Source organism: Methylocystis sp. ATCC 49242 (assembly GCF_000188155.2).
In the GTDB taxonomy this organism is placed as follows: domain Bacteria; phylum Pseudomonadota; class Alphaproteobacteria; order Rhizobiales; family Beijerinckiaceae; genus Methylocystis.
The window spans coordinates 3,913,846-3,935,298 of sequence record NZ_KE124774.1 but is presented as its reverse complement, the minus strand read 5'-3'; the positions used below and the strand labels follow the sequence as shown (position 1 = coordinate 3,935,298).

Below are 21,453 nucleotides of genomic sequence, written 5' to 3'. Positions count from 1 at the left end.
TTGCGCCGCCGCGCAATGGAGCGAATAAATGTCTGACGCCGTCGGCATGAGGCCGGGGCCTTCGGAAGGCAGTTCGAAAGACATCGGTTTCGCGATGTCGATCGTCTTCATTCTCTGCATTTTCTTTCTGCCCATTCCGCCATTTCTTCTCGACGCAGGGCTAGCATTTTCCATCGGGCTTTCCGTGCTGATCCTGATGGTCGCGTTGTGGATTCAAAAGCCGCTCGACTTTTCTTCTTTCCCGACAGTCCTGCTGGTCGCCACCATCCTGCGTCTTTCACTCAATATCGCCACCACACGCCTCATTCTCTCGAATGGGGCGGAAGGCTCGACTGCGGCCGGGTACATCATCAGCGGCTTTTCGCGACTCGTGATGAGCGGCGACTTCGTCATCGGTCTTACAGTCTTCGCTATCATCGTAACTGTAAATTTTCTTGTTATCACCAAGGGCGCGACGCGTATCGCGGAAGTCGGCGCACGCTTTACACTCGACGCCATCCCTGGCAAGCAAATGGCGATCGACGCCGATCTGTCCGCCGGCCTGATCGACGAACGACAGGCGCAGGTCCGGCGCCGTGAGCTTGAGGAAGAAAGCGCGTTTTTCGGCTCTATGGACGGCGCTTCCAAATTTGTGCGCGGCGACGCCATCGCTGGCCTCATCATTCTCGCCGTGAATATCTTCGGTGGCATAATCATTGGCGTCACGCGCCATGGTATGACGCTCGCCGCGGCCGCAGACGTATATACAAAGCTCTCCGTCGGCGACGGTCTCGTATCGCAAATTCCAGCACTGATCGTCTCGCTATCGGCGGGCCTGCTCGTTTCGAAAGGCGGCACGCGCGGCTCCGCCGAGCAAAACATCTTGCGTCAGCTGGGTATGTATCCGCGGGCGCTTTTTGTCGCAGCTTCCTTGATGTTCGTTCTCGCCTTAATCCCGGGTCTGCCGCTGACGCCCTTCGTCGCGCTGGGTGGCGTCATGGCGTTTGTCGCCTACCTCATCCCGAAGCAGGCCGAGAAGGCGCGCCAACTGGAAAGCGAAAGTCAGCTTGCACTCGAGCGGCAAGCGCAACAGGAAGCAAAAGAATCGACGAAGGAGATTCTAAAAACGACAAGTGTCGAGATTTGTCTCGGGAAACAACTTTGGGCCGGGCTGCTGCCGGCACAGACCGAACTCGGGCAACGCGTCTTCAAGATGCGCAGAAACTTCGCCCGAACATATGGTTTTGTCTTTCCTGAAATCAAGCTTACCGACGATCTCGACGTGCGCCCGAAGAATTATCAAATCCGCATCCAGGGCGCCCTTGTCGCCGCACATGAACTGCGCCTTCGTCATCACCTCGTCATCGTTGGTCGTGGCGCTGCGCCAGACCTCGCTGGTGAGGAAACCGTCGATCCCGCTTTCGGAATGCGAGCCATGTGGATTCCCGACGCCATGGTCGATGAAGCGAGGCGGCAGGGATTTACACCGGTCGACCCGGTATCTGTTCTCCTAACCCACGTTTCGGAAACACTACGTAATAATCTCGCGCAGCTTCTTACCTACAAGGATATGCGCGCCATGATCGAGCGGCTCGAGCCGGAATATCGGCGCCTCGTCGACGATATGATTCCAAACCTCATCACCAATTCCACGTTGCAGGGTGTTCTGAAACTTCTCCTCGCCGAACGAGTGTCAATCCGCAATTTCGAGCTCATTCTCGAATCGATTGCAGAAATTGCGCCCTTCGCGCGCCGCGCAGAACCGATCGTCGAACATGTCCGCACGCGCCTCGCCTCACAAATCTGCAGCGATCTCTCTGTTGACGGGGCACTGAATATTTTGCGACTTGGTAACCGCTGGGATCTGTTTTTTCACGAGCATCTCAAACGGGACGCCAAAGGCGAACTCATCGGCTTCGACGCCGATCCCACTTTGGTCGAGAAATTCTCGATAGATGGCGGTTCGGCAATTCGTGAGCGAATGGATCGCGGCGAGGTCTTCATCCTCCTCACGACCCCCGAGGCGCGGCCCTATGTCCGTCTTATCATCGGCCGATTGTTTCCGTCTCAAGCAGTCCTCTCCCATCTCGAAATCGCCGGCGGCGTTCAGATCAAATCCCTTGGAACGATATCTTGACGCCGCTCGAAAGCGCCATCGCGCCGACCTTCATTATTTTCTGCCGCATCGGCGGTTGTCTCATGGTTGCCCCGGGCTTCTCGAGCGAGCGCGTTCCGGTGCGCATTCGACTGTACATCGCGATCGGAGTCACGCTGGCGCTCGCGCCGGCGCTCATCGATACCCTTCAACCGGGCCTACGGGGCGCTGATCCTCTAAAACTCGGCGCAATAATCATGGGAGAACTGACGATCGGCGTGTTCATCGGCCTCCTTGCTCGACTTTACTTTCTTGCTCTTGAGACGCTCGCAACTGCAGTCGCAATGACGATCGGCCTGGGCAATATTTTTGGCTCTGCTCTCATCGAAGCGGAGCCGGCCCCGGCCCTATCCACTTTCGTCGTCATTTGCGCGATCATGCTGGTCTTCGTGACCGACCAGCATCTCGAAATGATACGCGGGCTTTATCTATCCTATCAGACGACGCCGGTCTTCTCGCCCGCGGCGCCGGAATCGTACCTCAACGAATTGACGCGCGTATTGACACAATCATATCTCCTGGCGCTTCGCATCAGTAGTCCGTTTCTCCTGTTCGGGCTCATCGTCAATCTCGCCTTTGGCTTCCTTGCGCGACTTACGCCCCAGGTTCCGGTGTATTTCATCTCCGGGCCATTCGTCATCGTCCTCGGGATTTATGGCTTCTCGATCGTAGCCCAGGATTTCTTCACCGCTTTTTCTGGGCAGTTTGGCTCCTGGCTCATACGGGGATAGGCATGAAAGCGCGACGCGAACGCCTGGCTCGCGCCCTTTCGCTCAGCAACAAGCTTTGGCGGCTGCAGACGATGCGACTGGCGCAAATTGAAACCATTCTCGCGGATTTGCGAGATCAGGAACGGACGGCGCTCGAGGCCCTCGAACGGAATTTTGCGGATCCAATTCTAATCTTGAAACGCCTGCAGATCCTGACACAGCGACGCGTTGAGGCCGAGGACGCCCGTTGCGCGCAGTTGGCTCGTGTCCGCGAACAAGGGCGGCGCGCCAAGCAGACAGAGCGCCTTTTTGAACGGGTCAACAATCTTTGGCGTCGCGATCAGGCCGCCGAGGAACTTCGCCGCCTGTCCGAGCGCGATTACGTCAGGGCGCCGTAAGTCAGCTGTATTATTTTTATTTGACCTCGAACCGGGACTCGCAATGTCGATTTTCCCTTCAACCGACATCATCTCGGACGTCGCGCGCGCGGCTGATCCGCACAAGCGCGAAGCTGCCATGAAACGTCTCAGCGAAATCAGCGTCGCGCATGGCGCGCCTGCGACCGCGTTCTCGGCCATCCTCGACGGCCCGCGGAACGCAGATCCCGCCCGCTCCCTGCTGACGCTGCCAAGCGCGAAATCCACAGGACTGGCGACACGGCCACAACCCGCTAAGACCCCCGCCGCGGTCGCCGCGCAGAAATTTGAAGCCTACATACTCCAAAGCTGGCTCGAGCTTCTTTTGCCGAAAGTTGAAGGCGGAACTTTCGGATCTGGTGGCGCGGGCAACATATGGCGTTCCATGATGGCGGAGCAACTGGGGACTCAATTGGCGAAATCGGGAGTCATCGGAATTCAGAGGATTATCGACAAAGGCGATTATTCGCCCACCGAGTTGCGGCCGCTTACCCCGCCCTCTATGCCTCGCGCCTGAGCGTTCGCGAATAAGTTGATTATATCGGGGGTTGCAAGTCGATGAACGAGTTTCTTGCGCCAAGTTCAGTTCAGGAAGACGTGGAAGGCTTCACCGGGAACGAAGCGCCGCCGTCGTTGGCCGAAATCGCCTTCATACGATGCGTTGAAAGGCTCGAAGATTTGATCGATGCCGAGACGCAAGTGTTGAGGTCTTGCGCGCGCATTGATTTCGAGGCGCTCAATCTACGCAAGACACACGCCTTGCTCGAGTTCACGCGCGTCGCGCGCAACCTCCCTCCCCGAGCTTCCAGCCTTGCCCAGCAACGATTGAACCGTCTCGTCGAGAAACTTGGATCCAATACTGAAGCGCTGCAGTTGCATCTGCATGCGATGCAGGAGATAACATGCCTTATTGTCGAAAGCATCCGCAGCGATGAATCGGACGGAACCTATTCGAGGAAGGGCGCGCCGCGTCGATAATGCAACGGGAATAAGATGTTTCGCACTCTTTTCATTGGGCTTTGGGCCTGTGTTGCGACACTGGGAGCAACCTATGGCGGCGCATACTGGCGGATGCATCAAAACACTGCGCCGGCCGCCGAGCACGCGGAAAAACTGGATGTGCGAAAATTGAAACCGATCACGGTTCCGGTTATCGCCGACGGCGTTCTGAGAGGATACGTTTCCGCAGAGTTCTCAATGGTCGGTCCGCAGGCCGACAAACACGAGCATACGCTTGATCCGGAGAGCTTCTTTTTGGATGAGGCCTTTCGCGTTATTTACTCCGAATCGAAAATCGACTTTTCCGACATACAGAAGGCCGATCTCAGTACGTTGACGTCTCAGATTACTGCGAATGTGAACCAGCGGATGGGGAAGAACGTCGTAAAGGAAACGCTGGTCAGGAACTTTACGTTCGTCCCGCGCGAGGATATGCCTCGTTGATTATTGGGCGCGGCACCCGATTGAGCGCCGCGCATGATTCTTGTATGCCTTACGCGACCCGCTGCACCGGCGCATAGGTGGCGTTCTTGACAATCGCCGGCCCCGAATCCCCTCTCACATGGTTCTCGATCGCCTGCGCAATCTTTTGCTGCGCGCTGTCGATTTCTTCCTCCTCTTCTTCTTCGGCGGAAGGTGTCGATTCATAGATAGCGGACATCTCCGCGATGAAGCGCTCCATCGTCTTCAATGCGCGATATTGCGGAATCTGGGTCAGTTCCTCGACCATTTGTCTGCGAAGGATGTCCAGTTGCGTCATGGGGTGCATGTGGGAAGCCTCTTGGTGACTGCTCATTTACGTTATTTCCTATAGCTGTCTCGAACCTTGCGGGACTTAACGGATTCTTCACCTTTTCGTCTGGCGGCGCGACAAGCCTCGCATCGGCATCGAGTCCTAAAATTCAAGCGCATTGGCGAGATGCTCATGGCGGAGGCTATTCATGAGATTTCAATGGCGTGGCGGCATTGATCGAACGGAGGCGATGTTACGGGTGACGGGCGTCGCCCTCGCAGGCGCCAGCGTCGCATTTGCTGCCCATATGCTGGGCAACGCCGATCGCGATCCTCAATTCGTCGGGCTGGAACATCTGGCGATCTACGCCAGACCAACGTCATCGGCGCCCTCACGGTATCGGCCCCTTGGTTCGGGAGAAATCGACTATACGCCAGTGGGCTCAACACGGAGGAATTTGCCTGAAACAGTTCTGGGCGACTTCGAGCTGATCAAGGCGTCGGCGACCGCTGCAACGATCCGCACGCCGCAAGGGCGAATTGCGCGCGTGTCTCCTGGCGTCAAGCTTCCTGGCGTGGGAGAAGTGGTCTCAATACGGCGACGTGACAATAAATGGGTCGTCGTCACCCAGGGCGGCCTGATATGCGAGCGTTGAGCGCGCCACTATTCAACGCTTCGAACATTCGGCTAACGCGGCGTCAATCGACGCATTGAAATGCGCCATCGCTTGCGACGCCGCTGCGACGTCGCTCGGTGTGCGATCGGGATGGAGCATCCACGCCATCCTCCGACGCAATGACTTCAGTTTTTCCGGTGAATGGCGCGCCTTGGCGATCTGCTGGGAGAGAAGAGCCGCAAACTCTGCGTTCGGAGAGCGCTTTTCCGCAATTTCGGCGTCGCGATTTCGAATGATCGAGGTTGACGACTCAAGGGCATCGATTGTCGCCCGGTAAACGGCGAAGACGCGCCGCAGTCTTTCATCGTCCGCGCCGACGTCGGCGTTCCTCGCAACTGAAGCAAGCTCGAAATGAATTGAAGGCGCCGCCTTCGTAGAGTCCACGCGTCGCACGGACTCCACATCGGCAAGAATATCCGCGAACACCGGCATACAACTACTCGCGCACGCATTGAACGCGATTAGTGTAGGGAGGGAAAGCTAAGAACCGATTATCACGTAAATTAAATCATGACGTGAAATGAATAGCATGAGGCGGCGGACATCAGCCCGCCGCGAGCAAAGACTCGCGATCAACGGCGTCCGTGGGGGAAGCGACGAGCAGATAGCCGAGGAAACGCTGGGACTCGATCGGGTCATATCCCAGACGGGCGCGCAACTTCTTGCGCAGCTTGCTGATGTGGCTTTCGATGACGTTCTCCTCGACGTCATCGTCGAACAAGCCATAGACGGCGTTGAAGATCTGTGACTTCGTCAACCGACGGCCGCGATTTACGACGAGATATTCGAGGATGCGACGTTCACGACGCGGCAAGGCGAGAACCTCGCCGTTGACGACCGGATCGCTGCCGTTGAAGAACACCTGTATGCCGCCAACGGCCGCACAATCCTGGCGGGCTTCCGCACGCCGGCGAATGGCGTGCACGCGCGCCAGAATTTCGCGAACATGAACCGGTTTGCGGACAACATCGTCGACGCCGGCGCTGAACAGGCCAAGAGTCTGCTCCAAGGAGGGCGCCTCGTTCATGGCGATGACCGGCGCCTGCGAACGACGGCGGATCAGTCTTGGAATTTCTTCACGCTCCGGACATTCGCCGATGAGAAACGCCTCGATCGCCTGAACGTCGCCCTCGACGGCCGAGTCAACCCAATCGCGAAACTGTCCAGGCCTAAAGCCCGCCGAGGCGATTCCTTCCTGACCAAATCGACACGCGTATCCATTCGTTACGAGATCGCGCTCGTCGACGATGATGAACATGCTTTGCCTCCAAATTCCGCAATTAGGGAAGTGCCGCTGCGAATCGGCTTATGGTCAAGGTAAAGTCTGTGAATCCTTTGGGTCAACCAAATACTATTTGTAAACACGTGTTGCGTGAAGCAGGCGTTACTTAATTGGGGCGAGATTGATACGAGCGATTGTCAACAGTTAATTAGGCGTTAACCATCATAAACATCCTCGAAGCGAGTAAAGGTCAGATTATGCGCAGCCGCAACGGGCATTGATACGATTTTTCCGCCCGTGATCGCGAGGCCGGCGCGAAGATGTGGGTCGTCCCGCAGCGCGGCGCGCCAACCTTTGTTGGCGATTGCGAGAACGAATGGCAGCGTCGCATTGTTCAATGCGAATGTCGAAGTGCGCGGCACGACTCCCGGCATGTTCGTAACGCAATAATGCACGACGCCATCGACGACATAGGTCGGATCGGAATGACTCGTCGGCCGCGAGGTTTCGCAGCAGCCGCCCTGATCGATGGCGACGTCGACGATGACCGCGCCGCGTTTCATCGTTTTCAGCATGTCGCGAGTGATAAGAATTGGCGCCCTTGCGCCGGGCGACAAGGCGGCGCAGACGACGAGATCGGCGCGCTTCACCGATTCCGCTATCGCTTTGCCTGTCGAGTAAATGCTTCGTACCGCGGATCCGAATCTGATTTCGAGACGTCTGAGCGCATCGGGATTGCGATCGGCCACCAGCACGCTGGCGCCCATGCCGAGCGCAATCGTCGTCGCCTGCACGCCGACGCTGCCCGCGCCGAGAACGAGCACTTCAGCGGAGGGCACGCCCGGCGCGCCGGCAAGCAACACGCCCCGACCGCCAGCCGGTTTCTCCAGGTAGCGCGCGCCGATCTGCGGCGCGAGACGTCCCGCGATTTCCGACATCGGCGCAAGCAGCGGCAGGCCGCCAGCCGGCGCTGTCACGGTTTCATACGCGATACAATGCGCGCCGCTCGCGGCGAGTTCGCGCGTCAGATGCGCATCGGCGGCAAGATGAAAATATGTGAAGAGGACCTGATCGGGATGAAGCTGCGCGACTTCTCCCGGCTGCGGCTCCTTGACCTTTACAATAAGCTCGGCTGTCGAGAAGATTTCATTCGCGTCGTTGACGAGTCGGGCTCCCGCAGCCGCGTAATCGTCATCTGACAGGCCCGCTCCGTCCCCGGCTCCGCGTTCGACCAGGACCTCATGTCCAGCCTGCTTGAGCTCGGCGACCGATGAAGGCGTCAGGCCAACGCGATATTCATTGTCCTTGATTTCCCGAGGCGCGCCGATCCACATCTGACTCTCCAAAAATCGCTGACGCCGCCGATCAAAAAGGCGTCTGCGCTGCATATATGCGAAGGGTGACGCCGCGCGGCAAGGACAAAGCTGAAGCTGAATTGAAGATCCGGGCGCAACGAGCGTCGGGAAGAGCAAAGGACGAAATCAATGCTGACAATCAATACTGACAAGGTTTGTTTCGTCATCGTCAAGGCGCGGGAAATCGAAAGCGAAGACGAGGGCATGGAGGCCGACGCCTCTAATGAAACGGATGACAAATTCACCAGTGTGCTGACGGAAGAGGCCTATGAAACCGTGCGCAATGAGATCGCCTCTTTCATCGACGCCATGGACATCGACGAGCAGGCCGAACTGGTTGCGCTGGCCTGGATTGGCCGCGGCGATTTCTCCGCCGAGGAATTGGCGGCGGCGGTCGCCGAGGCGCGCAGCCGGCGCGAGGGTTCGACCTCGGCCTATCTTCTCGGCATCCCATTGCTTGCCTCATACCTAGAAAACGGCCTTGGCGAATTCGGGGAGACCTGCACAGGCTTTGCGGCCGATCGGCAGTAGGCGGCGGCGGGAAGGGGAGGACTCGAACTTGTCCCACCGCCTCCCCATATACAGCCGGCGGCTAACTTTTGAGGAGACGCACATGAATCGCAGAATTTTCGCCATCGCTCTCGCCCTCGGCGTCGCGACATTCTTCGCGCCGCGACTCGCCTTGGCGGAAAACCATCTCGCCGAAGCCATCTCCCACACCAAGGAAGCGATCGAACATGGAAAGATGGGCCATGCCGATGTGCTCGTGACTCATGCCGAAGCGGCGCTGACGCACGCCAAGGCCGCCGAGGCGGAGAAAGCCAATCCTCACACGAAGGAAGGGATCACTCATCTGGATGCGGCGATCGACCACGGCAAGCAGAAGCACGCCGACGTTGCGACGAAGCACGCCGAAGAGGCGCTGACGCATCTGGAAGCCGCGACCAAGTAAGGCCGACCGCTCTTGCGGCGAGGGCGGCCCTTCGGGGTCGCTCTCTTTTTGCGGCCGGCCCGCTCATGACAGGCTGCGAGCAATAGCTTATGTCATCGCCCGAGATCAGAGGGGCGAGACATGAATTTGCGGGAGCTGACGCGCGCAAAATCGATCGAGCGTTTGCAGGCCGAAGCCGGGAGGCGTGGCGAGTTCCGTCGCGTTTTGGGCGTGTGGCAGCTCACCGGCATCGGACTCGGCGGGCTCATTGGCGTCGGCATTTTCGTTCTCACCGGCGTTGTCGCGGCGACGCAGGCCGGTCCGGCGGTCGCTCTCTCCTTTCTCATCGCCGGCGTTGCGAGCGGCGCGGCGGCCCTGTCCTACGCCGAATTCGCCGGGCTCATTCCCGTCGCCGGCAGCGCCTATACCTATGCCTATGCGGTCCTTGGCGAACTTGTGGCCTGGATCATCGGCTGGGATTTGCTCCTCGAATATGCGCTGGTCGTCGCCGTCGTCTCCATTGGCTGGTCGGCCTATCTGCAGGCGCTGCTCACGCAACTCGGCTTGCCGGTCCCGACATGGGCGGCTGGCGCCGCAGGAACTGGCCCGGGCCATGTGATCGATCTCTTCGCGGCGCTCGGCGCGCTTGGCGTCGCCGGGCTTCTGACGTTGCGCATCGAATGGGGCGCGCGTTTCAATGTGACGATGGTTATCATCAAGATCGCCGCCGTGCTGCTCGTCATCGCGGCGGGCCTGCCTTATGTACGACCCGAGAACTGGCGGCCCTTCATGCCCTATGGCTTCTCGGGCGTAGCCGAAGGCGCAGCGGTCGTATTTTTCGCGGTCTTCGGATACGACACGCTGACGACCGCCGCCGAGGAAGCGCGAGAGCCTCAGCGTGACTTGCCGCGCGCGGTGCTGCTGTCGCTCGCCGTGTCGCTGACCCTTTATGTCGTGATGTCCCTCGTGCTGACGGGCGTCGTGCATTACGACACGCTGAACAATTCCGCGCCTGTCGCCACCGCCTTCGCCGCCATTGGCCTGCCCTGGGTTACGCTGATTATTTCGCTCGCGGCCGTCGCCGGCATCGCCAGCGTCATGCTGGCGTTTCTCCTCGCCTGCGCGCGTATATGGTTCGCAATGAGCCGGGACGGTTTGCTTCCGGGCTGGTTCGCCCAGGTTCACCCGCGCTTTCGCACGCCGCATCGCCCGACGCTTATCGCCGGCGGGCTGACGGCTGTCGTCGCGGCCCTCTATCCGATCAAGGAGGTGGCGGAGCTCGTGAATATCGGCACGCTCTCCGCTTTCGTGGTGATCTGCCTTGCGGTGATCGTGCTGCGCCACACGCGGCCGGACGCGCCGCGGACATTCCGCACGCCGCTCGTTCCCTTCATTCCGCTTGTCGGCGTCGCCTTTTCATTATGGCTGCTGTCTCGGCTCCCGGCCATCGCCTGGGAGCGCTTTCTCATCTGGATGTTGCTCGGCCTCGCGATCTATTTTCTCTACGGGCGACGACACAGCCGTCTCGCCGCAGAGATCAAAGGCGCGCCACCGACTCCTTGATTCTCTTCACATGCGCCGCTCCGGCCGCCTGCTGGGCAGAGAGAAGTTCGTCGAACTCCCTGCACAGCACGCCTCGACGATCCGCGATCTGAACAAGGCCGAAATCCGGTGTCTCATTGGCTTCGACGATAACGGGGCCGTCGTCTGTCGCCGCCATGTCCCAGCCAATGACGCCGAAGTGGCGCAGCACTTTCGCGCCTTCGACCGCGACCGCCTTCATCCTTTCCCAGTCGGGAACCGCAAGGCCGATCAGTTGGGCGCCGGTGTCGGGATGATGCGTCACGTCCTTCATCTCGAAGCCGACGCCGCTCGTGACGCGCTGGATACGGCCGGTCGCGAAATCGAGACCGGCAAGCATGTTTCCAGCGCGCCAGAAATTGTCGGCGATATTGCCGGCGGCGGGGAGCTTCCATCCTGCGCGAAACGCTTTCGGACCATCGGGCGTCGCGATGGTGAGAATGCGCACGGTCGCGAGCCGCTCGCCGATCGCCGCGACGAGATCGCGATGCGGCCGCAGCATCCGCTGGAACAGATAGCCGGCGGCGTAATGTTTCTCGATGTCGTCGATCGTCGCATCGACATCGAGACGTTTGCCGCCGACGGCGATCAGCTCGCCGGTCGCCGCGTCGCAACCCAGCAGCGCCAGCGCGCCGAGGCTCTGGAAGCTTTCGACCGGCTTGCCGAAGAGCGGGTAATTTTCTTCAATCATCAGAAAGGCGCGAAGCTCCTCGCGTGAGCGCAGCAGCCTGTCCGACGCGACGCTCAGGCCCGGCGCATAGATCGCCAGCGGTGGAATCGTTGGCAGGCCATAGGTCGCCAAATAGCTCTGCGAGGCGAGTTTGTTTGTCAGCAGACCATGCCAATCGTGGCGATAATTGATCTCGACCACGAGATCTCGATTGCGACGGGCGCCGACGAAGTCGCCCTTATCGGCGCCGGCAAGCCATGCGTCGTCGAAGAGACGGTATTTTATATAATCCTCGAAGGAGAGCTTGCCGGGTCCAAAGGCGAGACGCGAATATTCCCGCATCAATTGCATTGGCGGCGCCCCGGTCTGCGCCGCCGCGCGCTGCATGCTCTCTGCCATGGACGCCTGTCCACCCTCATGCGCGGTGTCGAAACTCGCGGCCGGCGCGGGCTGCTCGGTCTTTGGTTTGCGACTCAAAAAGGAAAACGCCACGGCAATCCTCCGGTCCTGTTGCGCAGCGCGTTGTGCGCGGCGTTAATTGCTGGATGCGGCGAGTGAGAGAGCGCCATTGGCGCCGATGCGCCTGGCGAGCGCCCCCCATTTGCGGAACAGCAGTTCCATGTCCTCGCGCAGCGGGCGGAAGGCGGTCTCGGGATCCATGCCCTGCGCGACGCGCTCCGCAACCGCATTGGCCTGCGGCATGCCGAAGCACAGGCGCAGCGCGGCGCGGCCGCCGAGCAGGACCGGCTGACCGACATGACACACGCGCGAAAGCTCCGGCTTTTCGAAATCGCCGTCGGGCGCGCGTAATGATTCATAGATCAACCGCGCCTGCGCAACGTCGCCGTGATGCGTGATGATCGGAAAAATCGTCGCCGGCTTGCCGCCGAGACGCCAATTCTCCGCGTCGAGAAAATCAAGATCGGGGTTGCCGGCGACGCAGCGGCGCGCCGATTCCGTAAAGAGCGCGATGATATTTTCACGCAGCGCAGCGGGAATCGCGGCGTAAGCCTCGATCTCGGCGAGCGCCGCCTCCCAGCGCAGCCCCATCCCGAGATTGGCCGGCGCAAAACTCGCCGCCTCGAAAGCGCTCTCGAAACGCCGCGGCCAGTCGAAGCGCGCGGCATACGCCGCGAAGCCCTCGGGCAGGCGCAGATCGCCAAGCCGCGCGGCCTTGTCCGGGGGGATCAGCAGCGCGCCGCAAAAGGGCGGCCCACCCGCGAATTTCGAGCCCGTCACCATGACGAGAAAGCCGGCGTCGAGATCGGCTCTTATCTCGTCGAAGGAGCATCGCAGCTGGCAGGCGTCGACGAGGATCAGCGCGCGCTCGCCCGCGCTCGCCGCCATCTCGCGCGCCACGGCGCGGCTCGGCCCGCTGCGGCCGGTCTTTGAGCAGTCGAGCACGTGCAACAGCGCCCCGCGTCCCACGCGCAGCGCGTCGGCGACGGCGAGACAGGCGGCGCGGTCGAGCTCCTGCGCGGATCGCGGACGGCCGTTTGCGTCGCGTATGTTTATCGCGCGCATGACGGCGTCGTCCCTTGCCCAGCCGGCAAGCGGCGCGCCTTTTTCGACCTGCGGCTCGAAAGCCGCCGTCGCGGCGAAATGCGCGCCCGTCGCGGCCAGCGCGACGCCGCTGCCGGTTTCCTCCGGCGCGACGACGATATTGGCGATGGGCCGTCGCAGAAGCGCCCTGGCGACGGCGAGCGCGGCGAATTCAGCTTCGGTGCCGGAGGCCGTGAGGACGACCTCCACGCCGGGCGCGCCGAGCTGCGCGCGAATCCGCGCCCGTAACGCATCGAACCAGCCGGGGAGATCGGCGCCGTCCTGCGACAGCGCCGCCAGGGCGTCGCGGGCGGCGGCGTAGCCTCGCTCTGTGATGGCCGCGGCGGTGGAGGAGGAGAACCAGATTTCGTCGGTCGCCGGCTGCGTCGGCGCGCCATAGCGGTTTCGGCGCGTCACCGGATCCGGCCAGATGCGCTCGTCGCCGCCGGAGGTCAGCATGAGATCGAGACGCGCCCGCGCCGGCCCGGCCTGACGGTTCGTGGTTTGATCCGGCGTCGGCGCCACGGCGCCATCAACATCGTCCGAATATCGCTTCGCTGCGTCCGTCATCACCGCTCGTCGCCGAATCACGCGCGTTCATCGCGCGCGACCACTCTTGTCGGCGAAAGCTAAGCAATAATTAACGGTGAAGGTGACGCTTCGAGCCTTGCGACGAAACGGCGTCGTGACGGAGACGAAGCGCGCGCGGCCGAGTTCGACCCACGTCGGCGCGAGCGGCGGGGCGCGCCGCCCGCAAGGCCGGCCGGATCACTGATGGTGTTCCGAATGATGCTGCGAATGCGGGCTATGGCGACGATGGCCCGGATGATAGGGATTCAGGTGTTTGGGATCATGATGCGGACAGGGATTGCGCCAATGGCGTATGCCTCTCGCATGATGCTGGGGCGATGTCGTGACGAAGCAGCCCTTGCTGTGATGGGCGTGCTCATCTGAACGTCCATGATGCTGCTCATGAAGAAACGCTAACTGCTGGCGCTCGCCCGCCAGCGCATTCGGACTGTCAGCCAGCGCAGTAAATCCTGAAAGAGCAGCGACAGCCGATATGATCAGGAGCGTATTACGATTATTCCGCATCATTAACTCCGCCAAGCCAGGCCATCCTGCGTCGAACGGCCCGGTTATTGATGTATCGATGGATTTCCTGACGCACCTCAGCGTTTCGGAAACCGGTTTTCATCGAAATATGACGGCGTATGTGGGGTCCCAAGGGACCACAGCATGAAAATCATATGGCGCCGACGCCGGTGTCTACACGGCAAGCGATCACCTCGATTTGCGAAGCGTCATGATATTCTCGGAAAAGCTGCTTCAGGAACTTGATTGGATTACACTTGTTTATTTCAATTCGCCTGCCTCGCCGCAATTGAACTATCCGCAACAGCGCAAGACCGTTCGCGACATCGGCGCCCGGGCGCGGCCGCGATTTATGATCGCGCATTACCCGTTCCGTTACAGCGGCGCAGAAGCATAAGTATCTGGTTTTAAAGAGCCCTCCTGGGCGCTTCGGCAGCACGGCCGCTGACGACGTCACCTTGCCGCAAGCTTCGGCGTAGAGAATAGGATTGAAATCAACGCGCGGGACCGTCTGCGAACAAATTAACGCTTGAGATTTCCATGGTTTGAAGACAGTATTCGGACATGTTTGCCAGTTGAGTTAGAGAAATGTACGCGTGTAATTATTATATTTCGTGTGTAATCGGGCTGGCTGGGTGATATAGTCACAGAAAGGGCGACGGCGTCATGGCTGAAGTTGAGAGAAGCTCCCCTGCAATTCGAGCGGTCAGTAAATTGCAGGGTCATGGCGCACGCCAGCTGCAAGACAAGCTCAGAGAACTCTCCGATCGGCTGGATCGGCCTCACGAATTCGTGAAGGGCCAATTCGTCCAATGGAAAGCCGGCCTCAAGAACAGGCATTACCCTAACTATGGCGAACCCGCGATCGTGACGGCTGTATTGACCACGCCCGTTTTCGACCAAAGCGACCTGTCGGCCGCCAGTCCCTATTATCTGGAGGCGCTCACGATCGTCATCGTCACATGCGTCGAAGATGAATTTGTCGAGTATCGGGTCGACGGACGCAGATTTGAGCCATGCGGCGATTAAGGCGATTTGCTTGAAGAAGTCATAATCGGGGAATCGCGACCGTCTCCGCCAGCGAATGGACGGTCCTTCGCCGGGAATTCGCGAGAGCGCGCAAAGAAATCTGACATCGGCCGAATTTGGCCTGTTGCGGGAAACGCGGATTGTCGCGCGCCGTGAGGCGTCCGGCGAGTCCCGGATGTCCGCTGAGTCTTCTTTTTCAATTCGGCGGAGATTTGGTGCGGGCGGCCGGAATCGAACCGGCACAGGCCTTGCGGCCCTACGGATTTTCGTACCCGCTACGGCTTTCGCCGCCCCGCTCGCGCGGGTTTGGGGTCTGGACTATACCTTCGCCCTAGCGTGAAACGCCTTAGGCGCCGCCCGTCTAGTCTCTACACCTTCCCGCCGCCCGGCGGGCTTGGCTCGGGATCGCCACTTTTGGAGGTTTCCCCGACTTTGAGCGGTTCTACTCCCTCGGTTTCCCGTCTGGAGCACTCAAATTGCTTCAAGTCCGTTGCGTCTACCAGTTTCGCCACGCCCGCACGGCATGACGCATGATCCGATTTCCGGGATCACGCCGCGGCCCGTTATAGGGCGCGCTCCGCGGCCGCGACAAGCGGGTTTTTACCCTCGCCGCGTCGGTCTCCCCTGCGTTTTCTGAATCGGAGCCTGAAAGCTGAGCCCCGTGTCCCACGGGAAATAGATCCAGGTGTCCTGCGAGACCTCGGTGACGAACGTGTCGACCATCGGCAGGCCCTGCGGTTTGGCGTAGACGGTGGCGAAATGCGCCCTGGGAAGCATGTTACGCACGGCCCTGGCCGTGGCGCCGGTGTCGACGAGATCGTCGATGATCAGCACTTCCGCGCTCGGGCGCTCGAGAATCGTTTCCGTCAGGGGCTTGAGCACCTCTATCGTGTCCCGCTCCGTCTCCTCGTGATAACTCGCGACGCACACGGTCTCGATGACGCGGATCCCGAGTTCGCGCGCGACGATGCCAGCCGGGACGAGCCCGCCGCGCGTCACCGCGACGATCGCCGAAAAGCCGCCGATCGAGGCGAGTCGCCAGGCGAGCGCGCGAGCGTCGCGATGAAACATGTCCCAGGAGACGGGGAAAGACTTGCCGGCGCCATGCATGTGAGCCTCGCTCCTTTCAGTCGTCGTCAACGCCGCCCGTCCTGGTCGGCCAATTCGGCCAGGAGCCTGCGCACATCCTCGGTGGCCTGGGCCAGCGCGTCCTTGTCGCGGCTGCGCAGCACGATCTGGTTGCGGACGCCGGCGCTGGTGAAGGACGGATAGGAGCCGACGCTGACACCCTGACGCCCGCGGGCGATTTCCTCCAGTCGCGCAGCGTAGCTGCCCTCCGGAATCGCGCCCGCCGCGACCGTCTCGACCAATATGCGCGCGCCGGATTTGAGCTGCGGCCCGACCGTGTCCATCATCGCCTGCATGATGACCGGCACGCCGGCCATGACGATCACATTGCCGATCCAGAAGCCGGGCGCCTTGGAGATGGCGTTGAGGACGAGTTCCGCCCCCTTTGGTATCCGCGCCATGCGCCGGCGGGCGGGATTGAGCTCTTCCTCCGAAAAGCGCTCCCGCAACAGTGAAATGGCGCGGGGATCTTCGCCGATCTCGACCCCGAAGGCCTTCGCCACCGCATCCGCGGTGATGTCGTCATGCGTCGGGCCGATGCCGCCAGTGGTGAGCAGGTAAGTGTAGCGCGCGCGCAGTTCATTGACCGCGGCGACGATCGCCGCCTCGTCGTCCGGCACGATGCGCGCTTCTTTCAGATCGACGCCGATCTCGCCGAGATAATTGGCGATATAGCGAGTGTTTACATCCTGTGTGCGGCCCGACAGAATCTCGTCGCCGATGACAAGAACCGCCGCCGTCGCCGGCGCCTCGCCCTTTTTGGGGTCTTCCATTCGCCCGCCTCCCTGGAGAGTCAATTATGGCGGGCGCGCGGACGAACGCCAAGCCTCACAGGACATCTTCCGGCATGGGCCAGCGCAGGCCCGGCCCCGGAGCCTCACTCGGCGGGCTGGCTATAGGGAAGGAGGAGCACAGGCCGATCACGGTCGATGTGACCGGCGAGGCGGTGCAGCAGCGCAAGCGAGGCGCCGACATAAAGGACGTCGAGAACCGGCGACGCCAAGCTCGAATCACGAAGCATCTGCCCCACAGCGCTCATCAGACTGCCGACGCAGAAGATCGGCAGCGCGTTTCTCCCCATCAGGCTGAAGAAGCTGAAGGCTCGCGTCGCCCTGATGCGCGCCGTCAGGTTCGAGAAGTGGATCATGTAGGCGAGCGTCAGAAAATCGATGATTCGCACGACGCCGAGGTCGGTCTTGTCCCAGTCCAGATAAAGGCCCGCCTCTTCAACGAGGCCCGGCGCGAGGCCGAGAACATTGGAAACGACCATGGCGCCGATGAAAGTGAAAGCCACCGAAAAATGATAGGCGACGGGGTGATAGGGCACGCCTTTATCTTGCAGCGCGCCCCCGCAGAAAATCCCCAGAGCGAACATCAGCTGCCAGGTGAACGGATTGAAATACCAGCCGCCCGGCTCCGGCCATGAGGGCAGATTTACGCCCGCCATGCGTGCGCCGGCGTAAAGCGCCACAGACGCCGCCAGCATGGCGAAACGGCCGCGCAGCGTCAGGGCGAGCAGCAGCGGCGCCGCCGCCATGAGGACGATGTAGAGCGGGAGGATATTGAAATAGGCGACCTGATGGCTGAGCGCGAGAATGCCAACGACGCCGCGGGCCGGATCGAGGAACGGCGTAGCGCGGCCCCGCTCGCTGAGCAACAGGTCGTATGGCGTGTAATCCTTCGCCACCCAGAAGAGGGCCAGCGCCGCCGCGGTCAGCATCAGATGCGCTCCATAGAGCCGCGCGGCGCGGCGCACGAGCGACGCCGCCGCGGCGACGCCGGGACTGCGCCTGAACTTTTCGCCATAGGCGAGCTGGACCGAAACGCCGGAGAGGAAGACGAAAACCTCCGCCGCGTCGGAAAAATTGAAATTGCGCGGCGTGAAGGCGCCCAGCACATTTCCGGGGATGTGATTGACCAGGATTACGGCGAGGACGACGCCGCGCCAGAAATCTATCGAGTCGATGCGCTTCTTCTGCACGTCGGCTTTCATCGAATTTTGAAGGCGCGCCGAATCCGGCGGCGCCAGGCTCCGCCCATTTCATATACAAGAGTCGCGCCAGTCGCGCCATGGCGCGTGTTGCCGCGGGATGTGCGAAAGTCGCGCGAGGCCCCGCCCCCGGCTTGCTTTGGCCGGCCGAACCATTACCTTGTTGATTAAATCAGCACTCTCGACGGAACCACAGACGCCCTCATGACCTTTATCGAGTCACACCTCGCCCCCGCCGGCCGCAAGAGCGGGCAGATCAAGCTGCACGGCCCGGAGGATTTCGAGGGCATGCGCCGGGTCGGCCGCCTGACGGCCGAGGCGCTCGACATGCTCGTCCCGCATGTGAAGCCCGGCGTGACGACGCAGGCGCTCGACGACCTCGTCTTCGACTTCGCCTTGTCTCACGGCGCCTATCCGGCCCCCCTCGACTATCGCGGCTATCGCAAGTCGATCTGCACCTCGATCAATCACGTCGTCTGCCACGGCGTGCCGGACAACAAGGCGCTGCGCGAGGGGGACATCGTCAATATCGACGTGACCTTCATTCTCGACGAATGGCATGGCGACGCGAGCCGCATGTTCGCGGTCGGGGAAATACCCCGCAAGGCGCAGCGGCTGATCGACGTGACCTATGAATCGCTTTTGCGCGGCATCGCCGCGGTGAAGCCCGGCGCGACCACCGGCGACATCGGCGCGGCCATCCAGCAATATGCGGAGGCCGAACGCTGTTCGGTCGTTCGGGACTTCTGCGGCCACGGTCTCGGCCGCGTCTTCCACGACGAGCCCAACATCCTGCATTACGGGGTGAAGGGTCAGGGCGTGGAGCTGCGGCCCGGCATGTTCTTCACCATCGAGCCGATGATCAACCTCGGCCGCCCGCAGGTGAAAATTCTCTCCGACGGCTGGACCGCCGTGACCCGCGACCGCTCGCTGTCGGCCCAGTTCGAGCATTCGATCGGCGTCACCGAGACCGGCGCGGAAATCTTCACGCTCTCCCCGCTGGGGCTGGACAATCCCGCCGGCGCGCCGCGCACGGACGCATGACGTCGGAGGGACGGACAAGAAAGCGGAACGGCCCTACGCCGAGCGGGCTGCGCGAAGAGTCGATCCACTATCATGGCCATCGGCAACGGCTGCGCGACCGCTTCATGGCGGCCGGCGAAAACGCGCTCGCCGACTACGAGCTGATGGAGCTGCTGCTGTTTCGCGCCATCCTGCGGCGCGACGTCAAGCCGCTCGCCAAGGCGCTGATCGACCGCTTCGGCTCCTTCGCGGAGGCGGTCGCCGCGCGGCCCGAGCGCCTGCGGGAGATCGACGGGCTGGGCGAGGCTGCGATCGTGGAGCTCAAGCTAGTCGAGGCCGCCGCGAGGCGGCTTGCGCGCGGCAAGCTGGAAAAACGCACCGTGCTCTCATCCTTCATGGATGTGATGGACTATTGCCGCACGGCGATGGCCTATGCGGAGCGCGAGGAATTTCGCATCCTTTTTCTCGACAAGCGCAACGCGCTCATCGCCGACGAGGTTCAGGGCGTCGGCACGATCGACCACACCCCCGTCTACCCGCGCGAGGTGGTTCGCCGCGCCCTGGAGCTCGGCGCGAGCGCGCTGATCCTCGCGCACAACCACCCCTCGGGCGACCCGACGCCCTCGGCCGCCGACATCCGCATGACCAAGGACATCATCGCGATCGCCCAGCCTTTCGGCATCGCCGTCCATGATCATCTCATCGTCGGCCGGAACGGGCAGGCCAGTTTTCGCGGGCTGAAGCTCATCTGATGCGGTAAGACGGGCGTCGTCTTCACTGTCCGATCGCGAAACAGCGCCCTTGTCTTCCTTCCTCGTCACGCCGCTCATCGTCGCCACCGCGCTGTTCATGGAGCAGCTCGACGGCTCCGTGCTGGCGACGGCGTTGCCCGCGATGGCGGCGGACCTCCATGAAGACCCGGTTGCGCTTAAACTCGCGCTGACCTCCTATCTGCTCTCGCTCGCGGTCTTCATCCCCCTCTCGGGCTGGGCCGCGGACAAGTTCGGCGCACGCCGCATTTTTCGCGCGGCGATCGTCGTCTTCACACTGGGTTCGATCCTTTGCGGCTTCTCCGGTTCGCTCGCGACGATTGTCGCTGCGCGCGTCGTGCAGGGGCTTGGCGGCGCGATGATGGTGCCGGTGGGACGACTCGTGCTGCTGCGAACGGCGCCGCGTCATGAGCTCGTGCGCGCCATGGCCTGGCTCACCATCCCCGCGCTCATCGGGCCGCTGATCGGCCCGCCGTTCGGCGGCTTCATCGCGACCTATCTGCACTGGCGCTACATCTTCTGGATCAATGTGCCGATCGGCCTTCTCGGCGTGGCGCTCGTGACGCGTTTCATACCCGATCTTTTTGAGGAGAACGTGCGCCCGCTCGATCTGGAAGGCGCGGTGCTGTCGGGCGTCGGCCTGTCGTGTCTCGTGTTCGGATTCACCATCGCGGGACGCGGCTTCGCGCCGGCGCCCGTCGCGGCGCTGGTCATCGCCATCGGCGCAACCGCCCTGCTCGCCTATGTCCGGCATGCCCGGCGCGCCGAGCATCCGATCATCGATTTGCGGCTCCTTCGCATCCCCACATTTGCGGCGGCGATCTATGGCGGGTTTCTGTTTCGCATCGGACTCGGCGCCCTGCCCTTCCTGCTGCCGCTGATGCTGCAGGCCGGCTTCAATCTCTCCGCCTATCAGTCCGGCCTGCTGACCTTTGTTGCGGCGGCGGGCGCCATGGCGATGAAGACGACGGCGCAGCCGATACTGAAGCGTTTCGGGTTTCGCCGCGTATTGATCGTCAATGCGGTGATCTCGTCGACCTTTCTCGTCGTCAACGCCTGTTTCACGGCGGCGACGCCGCATTGGCTCATCATGTCCGTGCTGCTCGTCGGCGGCTTCTATCGTTCGCTGCAATTCACTGCGCTCAACGCCATCGGCTATGCGGACATCAGCCAGGAATCGATGAGCAATGCGACGAGCTTCACCGCGGTCGGCCAGCAATTGTCGCTCTCCACCGGCGTCGCGATCGGCGCCGCCGCCCTTGAAGCGTCTCGCGCGCTGGATGGCGGCGGCGCATTGCGCGCGGAAGATTTCGCGCCGGCGTTTTACGTAGTCGCGACAATTTCCGCGCTATCGGCGGCCCTTTTCTGGCGCCTCGCGCCCGATGCAGGCGACGAGCTGGTGGGGCGCACTCGGCCTCTCGCGCCCCCGCGATCATGAACGTCTGTGAA

General features: G+C 61.6%; 24 protein-coding genes. 15 read left to right on the top strand and 9 right to left on the bottom strand.

Translation table 11 applies throughout. From position 1 onward, the window contains the following. Positions 1-28 precede the first annotated feature (28 nt). The 6 genes from flhA to MET49242_RS21310 all read left to right on the top strand — a co-directional run bounded on the left by flhA (position 29) and on the right by MET49242_RS21310 (position 4,703). Positions 29-2,116: a flagellar biosynthesis protein FlhA gene (flhA, locus tag MET49242_RS21335; protein WP_036285923.1), complete on the top strand. Its 2,088-nt coding sequence runs from the start codon at positions 29-31 to the stop codon at positions 2,114-2,116. Beyond that, on the top strand, positions 2,113-2,865 hold the full coding sequence (locus MET49242_RS21330; RefSeq protein ID WP_036285921.1) for a flagellar biosynthetic protein FliR: 753 nt from the start codon (positions 2,113-2,115) through the stop codon (positions 2,863-2,865). Before flhA ends, MET49242_RS21330 begins: the two co-directional genes overlap by 4 nt. 71 nt (positions 2,866-2,936) lie before the next feature. Then, positions 2,937-3,242 carry a hypothetical protein gene (locus MET49242_RS21325; protein WP_144259744.1) on the top strand — a complete coding sequence of 102 codons (306 nt, stop codon included), beginning with the start codon at positions 2,937-2,939 and terminating at the stop codon, positions 3,240-3,242. 43 nt (positions 3,243-3,285) lie between these two features. Continuing rightward, the gene (locus MET49242_RS21320; RefSeq protein ID WP_051134386.1) at positions 3,286-3,777 is read left to right on the top strand and encodes a rod-binding protein; all 492 of its coding nucleotides are present in this window, start codon (positions 3,286-3,288) and stop codon (positions 3,775-3,777) included. A gap of 41 nt (positions 3,778-3,818) precedes the next feature. Beyond that, entirely contained in the window at positions 3,819-4,238 is a 420-nt protein-coding gene (locus MET49242_RS21315) for a hypothetical protein (protein ID WP_051134385.1), read from the top strand. Between the two features lie 15 nt (positions 4,239-4,253). Further along, positions 4,254-4,703 (top strand): hypothetical protein, encoded by a 450-nt coding sequence (locus MET49242_RS21310; protein ID WP_036285919.1) that lies wholly within the window; start codon positions 4,254-4,256, stop codon positions 4,701-4,703. A gap of 49 nt (positions 4,704-4,752) precedes the next feature. Here the strand turns inward: MET49242_RS21310 and MET49242_RS21305 are convergent, their stop codons facing one another. Continuing rightward, positions 4,753-5,055, bottom strand: coding sequence for a hypothetical protein (locus MET49242_RS21305; protein ID WP_144259743.1), 303 nt, complete (start codon positions 5,053-5,055; stop codon positions 4,753-4,755). Between the two features lie 196 nt (positions 5,056-5,251). On the opposite strand from MET49242_RS21305, the gene MET49242_RS25330 reads away from it, so the two are divergent. Next, entirely contained in the window at positions 5,252-5,647 is a 396-nt protein-coding gene (locus MET49242_RS25330) for a hypothetical protein (protein WP_144259742.1), read from the top strand. 565 nt (positions 5,648-6,212) lie between these two features. Here MET49242_RS25330 and MET49242_RS21295 read toward each other — a convergent pair. Beyond that, a complete protein-coding gene (locus MET49242_RS21295) occupies positions 6,213-6,926 on the bottom strand; it encodes a response regulator transcription factor (RefSeq protein ID WP_051134383.1) in 714 nt (237 codons plus the stop codon). A gap of 179 nt (positions 6,927-7,105) precedes the next feature. After that, entirely contained in the window at positions 7,106-8,224 is a 1,119-nt protein-coding gene (ald, locus tag MET49242_RS21290; protein WP_036285916.1) for an alanine dehydrogenase, read from the bottom strand. 150 nt (positions 8,225-8,374) lie between these two features. Here ald and MET49242_RS21285 point away from each other — a divergent pair, with 150 nt between their 5' ends. The 3 genes from MET49242_RS21285 to MET49242_RS21275 all read left to right on the top strand — a co-directional run bounded on the left by MET49242_RS21285 (position 8,375) and on the right by MET49242_RS21275 (position 10,739). Further along, a complete protein-coding gene (locus tag MET49242_RS21285) occupies positions 8,375-8,776 on the top strand; it encodes a DUF3775 domain-containing protein (RefSeq protein WP_036285915.1) in 402 nt (133 codons plus the stop codon). Between the two features lie 82 nt (positions 8,777-8,858). Continuing rightward, complete coding sequence (gene smbP, locus MET49242_RS21280) at positions 8,859-9,197, top strand: small metal-binding protein SmbP (RefSeq protein ID WP_036285913.1); 339 nt, start codon at positions 8,859-8,861, stop codon at positions 9,195-9,197. A 120-nt stretch (positions 9,198-9,317) separates the two neighbouring features. Then, a complete protein-coding gene (locus tag MET49242_RS21275) occupies positions 9,318-10,739 on the top strand; it encodes an amino acid permease (RefSeq protein WP_036285911.1) in 1,422 nt (473 codons plus the stop codon). On the opposite strand, the gene MET49242_RS21270 is transcribed toward MET49242_RS21275, so the two are convergent. From MET49242_RS21270 to MET49242_RS25325, 3 genes are all read right to left on the bottom strand, one after another. Beyond that, the gene (locus MET49242_RS21270) at positions 10,714-11,919 is read right to left on the bottom strand and encodes a sugar-transfer associated ATP-grasp domain-containing protein (protein ID WP_036285909.1); all 1,206 of its coding nucleotides are present in this window, start codon (positions 11,917-11,919) and stop codon (positions 10,714-10,716) included. The genes MET49242_RS21275 and MET49242_RS21270 overlap by 26 nt on opposite strands. 42 nt (positions 11,920-11,961) lie before the next feature. Further along, positions 11,962-13,539 carry a hypothetical protein gene (locus MET49242_RS23635; protein WP_051134382.1) on the bottom strand — a complete coding sequence of 526 codons (1,578 nt, stop codon included), beginning with the start codon at positions 13,537-13,539 and terminating at the stop codon, positions 11,962-11,964. A gap of 198 nt (positions 13,540-13,737) precedes the next feature. Then, on the bottom strand, positions 13,738-14,079 hold the full coding sequence (locus MET49242_RS25325) for a hypothetical protein (protein WP_144259741.1): 342 nt from the start codon (positions 14,077-14,079) through the stop codon (positions 13,738-13,740). Positions 14,080-14,275: 196 nt separating this feature from the next. Here MET49242_RS25325 and MET49242_RS25930 point away from each other — a divergent pair, with 196 nt between their 5' ends. Next, positions 14,276-14,461, top strand: coding sequence for a hypothetical protein (locus MET49242_RS25930; protein WP_036285905.1), 186 nt, complete (start codon positions 14,276-14,278; stop codon positions 14,459-14,461). 269 nt (positions 14,462-14,730) lie between these two features. Then, on the top strand, positions 14,731-15,093 hold the full coding sequence (locus MET49242_RS21250; RefSeq protein ID WP_144259740.1) for a hypothetical protein: 363 nt from the start codon (positions 14,731-14,733) through the stop codon (positions 15,091-15,093). Between the two features lie 600 nt (positions 15,094-15,693). On the opposite strand, the gene gpt is transcribed toward MET49242_RS21250, so the two are convergent. The 3 genes from gpt to MET49242_RS21235 form a co-directional block, all read right to left on the bottom strand. Beyond that, a complete protein-coding gene (gene gpt / locus MET49242_RS21245; protein WP_036285903.1) occupies positions 15,694-16,203 on the bottom strand; it encodes a xanthine phosphoribosyltransferase in 510 nt (169 codons plus the stop codon). Positions 16,204-16,229: 26 nt separating this feature from the next. Beyond that, positions 16,230-16,994 (bottom strand): molybdopterin-binding protein, encoded by a 765-nt coding sequence (locus MET49242_RS21240; protein WP_036285901.1) that lies wholly within the window; start codon positions 16,992-16,994, stop codon positions 16,230-16,232. A 104-nt stretch (positions 16,995-17,098) separates the two neighbouring features. After that, positions 17,099-18,214: an OpgC family protein gene (locus tag MET49242_RS21235; protein WP_244430865.1), complete on the bottom strand. Its 1,116-nt coding sequence runs from the start codon at positions 18,212-18,214 to the stop codon at positions 17,099-17,101. Between the two features lie 201 nt (positions 18,215-18,415). On the opposite strand from MET49242_RS21235, the gene map reads away from it, so the two are divergent. Genes map through MET49242_RS21220 form a run of 3 tightly spaced genes read left to right on the top strand, consistent with a single transcriptional unit; the run spans position 18,416 to position 21,442 of the window. After that, positions 18,416-19,255: a type I methionyl aminopeptidase gene (gene map, locus MET49242_RS21230; protein ID WP_036285899.1), complete on the top strand. Its 840-nt coding sequence runs from the start codon at positions 18,416-18,418 to the stop codon at positions 19,253-19,255. After that, positions 19,252-19,986, top strand: coding sequence for a DNA repair protein RadC (gene radC / locus MET49242_RS21225; RefSeq protein ID WP_051134380.1), 735 nt, complete (start codon positions 19,252-19,254; stop codon positions 19,984-19,986). The genes map and radC overlap by 4 nt, the downstream gene beginning before the upstream one ends. Positions 19,987-20,035: 49 nt before the next feature. After that, the gene (locus MET49242_RS21220) at positions 20,036-21,442 is read left to right on the top strand and encodes a DHA2 family efflux MFS transporter permease subunit (protein ID WP_036285897.1); all 1,407 of its coding nucleotides are present in this window, start codon (positions 20,036-20,038) and stop codon (positions 21,440-21,442) included. The last annotated feature ends 11 nt before the right edge of the window (positions 21,443-21,453 follow it).

Excerpts from the sequence above, each read along its gene's own strand:
- flhA (WP_036285923.1), top strand. The coding sequence starts at position 29 with ATGTCTGACGCCGTCGGCATGAGGCCGGGGCCTTCGGAAGGCAGTTCG.
- MET49242_RS21325 (WP_144259744.1), top strand. The coding sequence starts at position 2,937 with ATGCGACTGGCGCAAATTGAAACCATTCTCGCGGATTTGCGAGATCAG.
- MET49242_RS21320 (WP_051134386.1), top strand. The coding sequence starts at position 3,286 with ATGTCGATTTTCCCTTCAACCGACATCATCTCGGACGTCGCGCGCGCG.
- MET49242_RS21315 (WP_051134385.1), top strand. The coding sequence starts at position 3,819 with ATGAACGAGTTTCTTGCGCCAAGTTCAGTTCAGGAAGACGTGGAAGGC.
- MET49242_RS21310 (WP_036285919.1), top strand. The coding sequence starts at position 4,254 with ATGTTTCGCACTCTTTTCATTGGGCTTTGGGCCTGTGTTGCGACACTG.
- MET49242_RS21305 (WP_144259743.1), bottom strand. The coding sequence starts at position 5,055 with ATGAGCAGTCACCAAGAGGCTTCCCACATGCACCCCATGACGCAACTG.
- MET49242_RS21295 (WP_051134383.1), bottom strand. The coding sequence starts at position 6,926 with ATGTTCATCATCGTCGACGAGCGCGATCTCGTAACGAATGGATACGCG.
- ald (WP_036285916.1), bottom strand. The coding sequence starts at position 8,224 with ATGTGGATCGGCGCGCCTCGGGAAATCAAGGACAATGAATATCGCGTT.
- MET49242_RS21285 (WP_036285915.1), top strand. The coding sequence starts at position 8,375 with ATGCTGACAATCAATACTGACAAGGTTTGTTTCGTCATCGTCAAGGCG.
- smbP (WP_036285913.1), top strand. The coding sequence starts at position 8,859 with ATGAATCGCAGAATTTTCGCCATCGCTCTCGCCCTCGGCGTCGCGACA.
- MET49242_RS21275 (WP_036285911.1), top strand. The coding sequence starts at position 9,318 with ATGAATTTGCGGGAGCTGACGCGCGCAAAATCGATCGAGCGTTTGCAG.
- MET49242_RS23635 (WP_051134382.1), bottom strand. The coding sequence starts at position 13,539 with ATGACGGACGCAGCGAAGCGATATTCGGACGATGTTGATGGCGCCGTG.
- MET49242_RS25930 (WP_036285905.1), top strand. The coding sequence starts at position 14,276 with ATGATATTCTCGGAAAAGCTGCTTCAGGAACTTGATTGGATTACACTT.
- MET49242_RS21250 (WP_144259740.1), top strand. The coding sequence starts at position 14,731 with ATGGCTGAAGTTGAGAGAAGCTCCCCTGCAATTCGAGCGGTCAGTAAA.
- gpt (WP_036285903.1), bottom strand. The coding sequence starts at position 16,203 with ATGCATGGCGCCGGCAAGTCTTTCCCCGTCTCCTGGGACATGTTTCAT.
- MET49242_RS21240 (WP_036285901.1), bottom strand. The coding sequence starts at position 16,994 with ATGGAAGACCCCAAAAAGGGCGAGGCGCCGGCGACGGCGGCGGTTCTT.
- MET49242_RS21235 (WP_244430865.1), bottom strand. The coding sequence starts at position 18,214 with ATGAAAGCCGACGTGCAGAAGAAGCGCATCGACTCGATAGATTTCTGG.
- map (WP_036285899.1), top strand. The coding sequence starts at position 18,416 with ATGACCTTTATCGAGTCACACCTCGCCCCCGCCGGCCGCAAGAGCGGG.
- radC (WP_051134380.1), top strand. The coding sequence starts at position 19,252 with ATGACGTCGGAGGGACGGACAAGAAAGCGGAACGGCCCTACGCCGAGC.